This window comes from Dokdonella sp., assembly GCF_049593775.1.
Classification (GTDB): Bacteria; Pseudomonadota; Gammaproteobacteria; order Xanthomonadales; family Rhodanobacteraceae; genus Dokdonella.
The window spans coordinates 1-10,332 of sequence record NZ_JBAWHJ010000070.1 but is presented as its reverse complement, the minus strand read 5'-3'; the positions used below and the strand labels follow the sequence as shown (position 1 = coordinate 10,332).

6 protein-coding genes are annotated in these 10,332 nt (G+C 61.1%); all 6 read right to left on the bottom strand.

Going from position 1 to position 10,332, the window contains the following annotated elements; all coding sequences use genetic code 11:
- On the bottom strand, positions 1-798 hold a 798-nt coding region (locus WBP53_RS02525), incomplete at its 3' end, for a sigma-54-dependent transcriptional regulator (RefSeq protein WP_423925617.1).
- A 73-nt stretch (positions 799-871) separates the two neighbouring features.
- Positions 872-1,537: an ABC transporter ATP-binding protein gene (locus tag WBP53_RS02520; RefSeq protein WP_423925615.1), complete on the bottom strand. Its 666-nt coding sequence runs from the start codon at positions 1,535-1,537 to the stop codon at positions 872-874.
- Positions 1,538-1,587: 50 nt separating this feature from the next.
- Positions 1,588-4,026, bottom strand: coding sequence for an ABC transporter permease (locus WBP53_RS02515; protein WP_423925613.1), 2,439 nt, complete (start codon positions 4,024-4,026; stop codon positions 1,588-1,590).
- Between the two features lie 10 nt (positions 4,027-4,036).
- Positions 4,037-6,475 (bottom strand): ABC transporter permease, encoded by a 2,439-nt coding sequence (locus tag WBP53_RS02510; protein ID WP_423925611.1) that lies wholly within the window; start codon positions 6,473-6,475, stop codon positions 4,037-4,039.
- An 11-nt stretch (positions 6,476-6,486) separates the two neighbouring features.
- Positions 6,487-8,883: an ABC transporter permease gene (locus tag WBP53_RS02505; protein WP_423925609.1), complete on the bottom strand. Its 2,397-nt coding sequence runs from the start codon at positions 8,881-8,883 to the stop codon at positions 6,487-6,489.
- Positions 8,884-8,893: 10 nt separating this feature from the next.
- Positions 8,894-10,332 (bottom strand): FtsX-like permease family protein (locus WBP53_RS02500; RefSeq protein ID WP_423925607.1); only part of this gene is annotated, 1,439 nt, incomplete at its 5' end.

Sequence of the window (10,332 nt, the reverse complement as noted above, 5' to 3'; positions counted from 1 at the left end):
CAGCTTCGGCTGTTGCGCGACAGGAATGTTCGCGATCTCGTCGAGAAACAAACTGCCACCATCGGCCAGCTCGAAGCGTCCGATGCGATCACTTTTCGCGTCAGTGAACGCACCTCGTACGTGGCCGAACATCTCCGCCTCGAATACGGACTCCGGGATGCCACCCATGTTGACCTTGACGAAGCTTTCATTCTCCCGCTTCGATGCGTCGTGCAGAAGGCGCGCGATGACACCCTTGCCGGTTCCATTCTCGCCAAGGATCAATACGTTGGCATCCGACGGCGCGACGCGAGCGAGATTGTCGAGCAGCCGCCGCATCGACGGCGCTTCGGCAATGAAGCCCTCGGCCGCCGGTCCGCGCAAAAGGACATTCGCCGCCTGCAGACGCTGCCCCCGACGTCGCGCCCTGCCCAGCGCCCGCTGATTGCCGAGCACGCTCATCAGACGCTGGTTGTCCCAGGGCTTCTCGATGAAATCACCCGCACCGTGACGCATGGCCTCGACAGCGACGTTGATCGTGCCCCAGGCCGTCATGACCACGACCGGGAGATCATCGTCGAGCTTTTTCAGCTCGCGCAACAGCTCGAGACCTTCGGCCCCGGAAGTCGTGTCGCGCGTGTAATTGAGGTCGATCAGGGCTACGTCAAAATGCTGGCTTCCCACGGCCGACAAGGCGTCGGACGGCCCTTCGACGGCCTTGCAGTTCCATCCCTCGCTCTTGAACAGAAGCCGCAAGGCCTCGCGCACATCGCGCTGGTCATCGGCGATCAGGATGTTCGGTTTTTCTGATCCAGTCATCCGCGACTCCGCAGGCGGGTCAATCCGCAATCAGGCCATCCTGCGTCCGGCATGGCGCATGTGCAAGCTGCAATCATTCTTTGTCGATCCATCCGTCACGCAACTTGATGATGCGCTGCGCTTCATTGGCATACGCCTCGTTGTGGGTGACATGGACGATGGTCATCCCTTCAGCATGCAACTCGGTGAGCAGGTCCATGATGATGCGCGCCTGAGCCGAGTGCAGGGCACCGGTCGGTTCGTCAGCCAGCAGGACCTTCGGATTCGTGATGACGGCGCGAGCAACGGCTACCAGTTGCTGCTGACCACCCGACAACTGGTTCGGATAAAGATCCTTTTTGCCAACTATCTGGAAGCGATCCAGCAGATCGGCGACGCGTGCCGCCCGCTCCTTTGCCGGCACGTCGCGATACTGCAACGGAAGATCGAGGTTCTCCCACACCTTGAGATCGTCGATTAGATGGTAGTGCTGGAAGATGAACCCGATTTTTTCCCGCTGCAGATCCTGGCGCTGCTTGTTGTTGAGCTTCTCGACGGCAATGCCGTCAAGCAAATAGGCGCCCTGCCATTCGTGATCCATCAGGCCGAGCACATTGAGCAGCGAACTCTTCCCCGCACCTGATGGCCCCATCACGCTGACAAACTCGCCCTTGGCAATGTCGAGGCCGACATTGCGCAGCACCCAGCTGCGCCCGCCTTCCAATGGATAGGATTTTTCGACTTTCTCAAGATGGATCATGATATTCCCTGGAAGGTGAGTCTTTTGAACAGGACAGTCGCGTTGCAGCACTATTCGCTGCGCAAGGCGACCATCGGGTCAATGGACGCGGCGCGACGTGCAGGCAGCCAACAGGCGAGAAATGCAGTTGAAGCAAGTACGCAAACGACGATCACGAGACTGGGCAGATCGACGCTTCCGACCCCGAACAACTGGCTTCTCAAGACAAGTCCGATCGCAAAGGCGCCGACAACGCCCAAACCCAGTCCAATGCCTATCAGACGTGCACCATTGCCCAATACCTGGCTACGAATATCCGAATCTTTCGCGCCAATGGCCATGCGCACACCAAACTCTCCTGCGCGTTGCGCAACCGCGAATGCAAGCACACCGTAGATTCCGATGGATGCCAGTATCAAGGCCAGCATCGAGAAGACACCGAGGAGCTGCATGGGAACACGACGCCCCGCAAGTGACTGCTCGATTCGCTGTTGGTAACTCTTGATCTCAAACAAGGGTTGCTCGGGATCGATTGAACGAATGGCGGCACGAAGCGGCTCAACCATGGAGGTAGCCGGTACCGTACTGCGCAGCGCAATCAGCGCGGTATCTCTTGGCACCTGACCGAAGTTCAGGTAGTAGGTTTCCTTGGCAACGTCTTCTGCCAGGTCGCCGGTCTTCACCGTGCCGACCACGCCGATGATTGTGTAGTGCACTCCATTTCGGCGTATCCGCTGTCCCAGCGCGTCGCCGTCGGGAAAGTGTTTGCGCTCGAACAAGGCATCGATAACCGTAACCATTGTCTCCGAAGACCAATCCGATGCACTGAAGCTGCGTCCGCGCAGCAACGGTATGCGCATGCTTTCGAAGTAGCCCTCGTCGACCGACTGCACACGACCATGCGGCGACATGGCGCTCCTCGGCCGTCCCTCGATGCTGAAGCTGGAAAAGCTTCCGCCGGGGCCGAACGGCAGCGAATCGCTGACCGCTGCGCTGGTGACGCCAGGCAGGCTGCGCACTCTATCGACAATGTTCGCAAAAGCGCGCTCCTGCGCGGAGGCGTCCGGATACCTGGCTTCCGATAGTGCAATGGCGGCGGTCAGCATGTTGTCACTGGCGAAACCGGGATTTTCGTCGAGCACGTTCTGAAAGCTGCGCAGAAGCAGTCCGGCGCCTGCAAGCAGGGCGACTGCCAAGGCCAATTGCACGACAACGAGGGCGTTCCGTGTTCGACCCGCACCTCGACCACTACCAAGCCGACCACTGTCACGCAAAACCTGCTGCGGTTTCGTCGAAATGGCAGAAAGCGCGGGAGCAAGCCCGAACAACACGCCAGCAACGAGCGAAACTGCGAGTGTGAAGCCGACAACGTGAAAATTAAGCTCGAGTGGTACCCAGCTCGGCACCAATCCCGAACTGGCGACGAGTTGCAAGCCAAGCCAGGCGACAGCGATTCCTGCTGCCCCGCCGATACAAGCAAGCAGAAGCGCTTCAATCAGCAGCTGGCGCGGGATGCGCCAGCGACCCGCGCCCATGGCCGTACGCACGGCAAACTCCTTCTGTCGCGCCGACATCCGACTCAGCAAGAGATTGGCAATGTTTGCACAGGCGACAAGCAGAACAAGACCGACCGCCAACTGCAACAGGAACAGGACCGATGCTTCTTCTCCGGCCATTTCTTTGCGCAGCGAGTGCGCGACGACCGTGAATCCGGAAGATTCAAGAAAGCTCGCGAACTGGGCGCCGTCGTCGCCCGCCGCACCGAGACGTTCGGCATTGCGACGGATCAACAGATCCGACTGGGTCCGGATATCGGCCAGCGTCGCACCTGGCGCCAACCTGGCGATCATCGAGGAATACTCGTTGCCGCGTTCACGATCCGACTTCTGCTCCGCGGTAAATGCGAATGGCACAAACAGCTGGGTTTCACGATCCGGGAAAAGGAAGCCACGTGGCATCACGCCAATGATTTCATGGACTTCATCGTTGAGACGCAGATTGCGTCCAATCACCGCCGGGTCGGCGTTGAACTGGTTCTTCCACATGTCATTGCCGAGCACAACGACCTTTTCATTCCCGACCTCGGATTCGGTCGAGTCGAAGGCACGACCCAGCACCGGCTGCACGCCCAGCGTGACGAAAAGTGATGGCGATGCACGGATTCCGCGCACTCGCTCGGGCGCGCCTTCAACTGCCAGGTTGAAACTTTTTCCGCTGTATATCGCGCTGGCGGTTGTTGCCGGCAGGCCGTCGTGGCGATCGAGATAATCGGGTATCGACACCCCCGCTTGCTCGAGGCCCATTTTCGGATAGCTGTTGTCGATTCTGATCAGTGCTGCATCATCCAGATACGGCAGCGGCTTCAGGTACACGCCATTGATCAGGCTGAAGACCAGCGCATTTGCGCCGATGCCCAGCGCAAGAGTCAACAGCACGGCCAGCGCAAAACCCGGACGCGCAGTCAGGGTGCGCGCCGCGTATCGAAGATCCTGAATAACGGTATCAAACATCAATGTGTCCTCATTCGTTTCGTAGGGCGACGACAGGATCGACGCGCAAGGCACGACGCGCGGGGACAAGGGCGGCGAACAGCAGGGCGACGGCCAGCGCCGCGATGACCAGCACATAGACCAGGGGATCATTCGACGCGCCGGGCATGACCGCACTGCCGAGCACGCGCGAGAAAGCGTAGGCGAGTGGAATGCCAATGAGAAAACCGGCCATGACCTGGCGAGCACCGCGCTTGAACACAAGGCCAAGTACACTTCCGGATCCCGCTCCGAGTGCTCGGCGCACTCCGATTTCACGACTGCGGGCATTGACGTCGAAAGCAAGCACGGCATAAATGCCGGCGACAGCGAGCAGCAGCGCGAACACCGCAAACACGCCAAACAGATCGGCCATGATGTTCGAGCCCCAGAGTATCTTTTCCTTCCACTGGTCCATCCCCTGCAACCAGTAGACCGGCAGGTTGGGATCAACCGAGCTGACCGCCGCACGCAGGGACTCGTTCAGTGCAGCGACACCACCATTGGCACGCAAGGCGAAACTGACGATCGTCGGTGGATTCTGGCTGATCGGCCGGAACACGTTGCCATCGCCTCGATGTGCCGCTGCGGTGGCCGAGGTGATCAGGTAGTCAGCCTGAAGGCTGTCGGCAACAACACCGATGACTTCCAGCCACGGACTGCCGGCATTTTTCGGATTGAGCTGCACGCGCTGACCGATCGCCCTGCCATCCGGCCAGGCCTTGGCGGCAAAGCTGGCACTGACCACGGCCACCAGCGGGCTCATCGCCGTGTCGCGTGCATCGAAGCTGCGGCCCTCTCGCAGGGCAATGCCGAATACGCTGAAGAAATCATCGCTGACGCTGGACGACCAGGCCTGCGGACGACTCGCATCATCGGCATGGTCCTCTCCGGCTTTCGCATACTTCTGTCGCTCGTAGCCCATCAGCGGCAAGGTGCTGGCGAAGGCGACGGCGGTGACGCCTGGCAGGGCGCGCAATTGTGGCTCGAGGTTCTCGGTGAAGCGCAATCGCGCCGCCGCATCGGGATAGTCGCCATCGAACATGGCGATGCGTCCGCTGACAACCTGTTCGGTATCGATGCCAAGCGGCGCTTCCTGCGCTTGCATGGCGCTTCGAATGGCGACTCCCGCGCCGACCAGAAGGATCACGCACAAGGCAACTTCGGCGGCCACCAGCGATCGCCCGAGCTTGCTGCCATCACCGATGCTTCCGGCACTGCCCTGGCGCAGGCCCGCCTGGATGTCGATGCGTCCGGCGCGCAAGGCAGGAACGAGTCCTGCCAGGACGGCCGCACACAGGGCAATGCCCCCGCTGAAGGCGAGATCACGCCAATCGGTACGGTAGTCGACCCAGTAGGGCATCAGTGCCTCGCCTGCGGACATCGCCCTTGTCATCAATTGCCCGGCTGCTTCGGCACCGCAGTAGCCGAGCAGCGCAGCAAGCGTCGCAATCACGAATGACTCATGGAACACCTGCATGATCAGGCGTCGACGGCTCGCCCCGAGCGCCGCGCGCACCGACAGTTCACGCGCCCGCGTCGAAAAACGCGCCATGACCAGACTGGCCACGTTTGCGCATGCAATCAGCAACACCAGCAGCACCGCGACGAACATGGTCTTGGTCACGCCGAGGATCTGCGGCAGGATGAACTCGTCACTGAAGGGTTCAACCTTGGCCTTGTCACCGCGCAGTGGCATTCCCCGCTCCGCAGCGAGACCGATCATCATGCTGCCAAAGTCCGATTGCGCCTGTTCAATCGAGACACCCGGCAACAAGCGGCCGAACGCCTTGACCAGGGTTTCATCTTCGCTTTGCTCCGAGCCACGACTACTCGACAACGGCAACCACAGCGATTCGGCCATCGGAAAAGCGAAGTCACGCGGCAACACGCCGATGACGCGCGTTGACTCGCCGTTGATACGCAGGTTCCGGCCGACCGCTTGCGGATCTGCATTCAGATGCTTCTGCCAGAATGCGAATCCGATCATCGCCACGGGTTCGGCACCATCGATTTGATCGTCGGCGACAAGATCGCGGCCGAGGATCGGAGCCACTCCGAGCGTCGACAGCGCATCTGCACTGATCCAGGCTCCGGACAAGCGTTCGGCAGGCCCATCAAGGCCACCCAGATTGGCTGTACCAACCGTGTAGGCTGCCAGCGATTTCAGGGTCTTCTGGCGCTCGCTGAAATCCAGCCAGTCGCTGGCAGGAAGCGCCAGATTGCGCGATGTCGCCTGACTGTCGGTGTACTCGAAATGTACAAGTTGATCCGGTTCGGCAAACGGCAGGGGCTTGAGCAGGTAGGCGTTGATGCTGCTGAACATGAAGATCGACAGGCCTATGCCAGCACCCAGCATGAGCACGGATACCGTAGTGAAGACCGGTGAACGAGACAGGGAACGCAGGGCGAATTTGAGATCGGAGAGCATTCTTGTGTACCTCACTCGTTGCGCAACGCTGTAATCGGGTCAATTCGGGTTGCTCGCCAGGCGGGAAGAACGGCTGAAAGCACTGCGGCCAGGGTCATCGCAATCAGGCCGGCGGCAATCAGCACCGGTTGCTGGACTGTTTCCAACCCAGACCACTGCGCCTGAATGAGTTGCATGGTGGCCCAGGCGGTGCCCACGCCAATGGCCACGCCTGGTGCGCTACTGCGCAGGCTGTCTCGAAGTATCGACACTGCGAGCGTCCCCGGCGCGGCTCCCACTGCGAGCCGCAGGCCAAACTCGCCCACTCGCTGCTGCTGACGCAACGAGGCAACCGCGTAGACCCCCAGCATGGCCAGCAGAAGCGCGGCGAATGCAAAGGCACCGACAGTCCGGGCAAAGAACCGAGCCGGTGCGAGTTCCGCTGCGAGGTCACTGGACAGGGAGTACTGACGCGTGACCGTTTGTCCCGGATCGATTGCAGCCAATGCATCAGCCATCTGCCGGTCGATTCCTGCCAGCTCACGATCACCGCGAACGAGAAAAGTCATGGCAACGCCCGGAGCCTGGGAAAAGGGAACCAGCACCTCGGGTGCAGCCGGCAGGCGCAGTCCGCTATTGCGTACATCTTCGACCACGCCGACCAGACGAAAGCCGACCAGTCGGCCTGAGTCGAGCGGGAGGGCGATCTGCTGGCCAATCACCGATGCATCACCAAAGATCCGTTTCGCCGCCGTCCGGTTGATGATCGCAACCGGCTCACTCCCCTCGCGATCGCTCGCCGCGAAGTCCCTGCCAGCCAGCAAGGGCATATCGAGCAGCTCACGATAGCCTGGTGAAACACGTCGGAAGGTGACTTGAATGGGATCGCTTTCTGCACGACCTGCAACGTGCAGATCGATACGACTGGGCCCGATCCTCGAGAGTGGTGCGCTGCTGGTCAGGGCGACGTCGTCTACGCCGGGTATCGTCGCGAGCCTTCCCTGCATCTGCTCCGAAAAACCAATCCAGTCTGCGCGCCTGGTTCCCCGAAACAACTGCAGGGCGTGCACGCGATCGGCCGAGAAACCAGGTTCGATACCCTGCAACTTCCAGAGCACCGCACCAAATCCCAGTGCTGCAATCAGGCTCACGGTCGACAAGGCCATCGCCGCGGCAGGCAGCACACGATGCTGACGCCGCCGGCCGACCAGCGACCTGCCGCCGCTGCGGATGGCTTCGTTTGCCTGGGCGTCGACGCGTAGCCCGCCACCGATCAGTGCAACCAGCGGCATGGCCAAACCGAGCAAGGAAGCGATGCCGACCATCTGCCAGTCCATTGCGATGCCGTCCACACGCGGGATGCTGCCGCGGGCAAGGTCACGCAGCAGGACAATACCGACCTGGGCGATGCCGACGCCAATGGCCGACGCGAACGCGGCGATGACCAGCAGCTCCGCCAGCAAGCCACGCCAGACACGCTGGCGACTCGCACCGACAGCGAGCATGACCGCTTGTACATGGCGTCGCGCCGCCTGTCGTCCATCAACCAGGATCGCGACATTCGCGGCGGCGATGAGCAGAATCAGCAGGGCAAGCGTCAGCGCGCCCCACAGGGCGACACGGACATCGCCAACCAGCAGATCAAGCAGGGTACGCATCGTGAACTTCCAGTCGGACCTGCTCAACCCATGCGTGGCGCGGATGGACTCCGCCTGCGCATCGAGTGCAGCCAACGCCTGCGCCTCCGATATTCCGACCTCGGTCCGACCGACCATGAGCAAGTAGCGCTGGTTGAGCTGACGCTCCCCATCGGCCGGAAAATCATGTTCACTGATCGGTCGCCAGATCCCCGTATCGCCAGTGAAGACTCTGATTGCTTGCGGCATGACACCGACAATCTCCAGCGGCCCAAGCCCCGCGATGTGCAGATTGCGACCCACGACCTCTGCGCTGCCGCCGTAACCGCGTTGCCACTCTTCGTAGGAGATCACCGCGACCGCTCGATTTTCGCGAATGTCTTCAGCACTCAGCGTGCGTCCCAGCAAGGCTTGCATGCCGAGCACCGGAAAAAAGTCGGCGCTGACCTTTTGCGCAGTGACATCGCGCGGTCGCTCACCGTCGATCTGCAGTGTGTCGCTCCAGTAGGTGAAGTAGGCCAGCGCCTCGAAACCAGGGGTGGATTCGGCAAGTTGCCGCGCTTCGACTACCGAGAGATTGGCCTGGTCCACATGCTCGACGGCGCTGCTCGCATTGAGCATGACTACTCGTGTGCTGTCCGGAAACGGCAACCCACGCATCAGCACGCCGCTCAGTGTGCTGACCATCGCCACACTGAGCCCGATTCCAAATGCGAGCATGCCAATGGAAGCAAGGGCGAACAACGGCGTTCGCAGCAAGGCGCGCAGTGCAAGCCGAAAATCCGACAACATGTTGTGCCTCCTATTCGTCACGCAGGGCAATCATTGGATCAATTCGCAAGGCACGCCTTGCCGGGAGGACAACCGCAACTGCCGCGGCGAACAGCAGCACGCCCAGCGCCGCCAGCACGCCAAATACGCCATTTCCGTCAATGCTGTTTCCGGCAACTCCGTGCAAGGCGCTTGCAAGCACGCGTATCAGGGCGAAGCCAAGGCCCAGCCCGAGTGCGACACCGATTCCCACGTGCCAGCCGGCACGCGCCAGCACGTTCCGCAACACGTTTCCTGTTCGCGCACCGAGTGCCCTGCGAACGCCGATCTCGCGTGTGCGCTGGGCCACGTTGAACGCGATCACTCCGTAGAGGCCAGCACCCGCAAGAACGAGGGCGAGCAGACCAAAGATACCGAACAGTTTCGCCAGCATTCGCGTATCAAACGTTGCATCGCGAATCACCTGGTCGTAAGTACGCACCCAGTAGGCAGGCGTATCCGCGTCGACTTCGCGAATTGCTTCGACCAGCTTCGGTGCAAATGTCGCCGGATCACCTTTCACCCGGATCGCAAGGCTGGCAAATCGCGCCGGCTGCTGGCGTAGTGGCGCCAGCAAGGAGGGTCGCGGGGGATCAACAGGACTATCCAGCGCAATCGAGGATGTGACGCCAACAACAGTGACCAGAGCCTGATCCGAACTGGCTGGATCAAGCCTGAAACGGCTTCCAAGCACACTTCCCTGTTGCCCATGTTGCTCGACGAATCGCTGATCCACCACGGCAACTGCCGCCGAAGTCGCGACATCGCGGGAGTCGAAGAATCGTCCCTCGACCAGCTTGATCCCGTAGGTAGACAGATAGCGATCGTCGACCGCAGAAAAATTGATCCGCGGCAATGCTCCGTCGTGATCGATGTCCCCTCCATCGGCCACCACCTCGCGCGTCCATCCTTCCAGACCGGGAAGGTTGGTTCCTGCCGTTGCATCCACGACAGCCGGATCGCGGCGCACGGTGTCGATGACGCGCTCGAACAAATGCACCTGATCGGCGCCATTCGGATAGGCACTCTCGAACAAGCCGATTCTCGCGGTCAGGATGCCTTTCGTGATGATGCCGAGCTCGGGACTTTCCAGTGCCGAAACACCACGAATCATGGTGCCTACGGCCATCAGCAAAGCCAGCGAAAATGCCACCTCGCCAACCATCAGCACACGACTGGCCCGCCCTGTACCAGCGCCCATGGTTCGTGCACCGTCGCGAAGGCCGCCGGACATTGCATCACCTCCAGCGCGCAGGGCCGGCAGCAGGCCCGCAACAAGTGCGGTTAGAACCGCCACCGCAAGCGTCAGCAGGACAATGTTCGAATCGAGTTCGAAGTGAATCCAGTGCGGAGGCCCATCCGCGGCAGTGCGAAAGGCCCTATCGACCGCGCGCGCTGCGAAGGTGGCAAGCAGCAGCGCTGCCGCAGCGC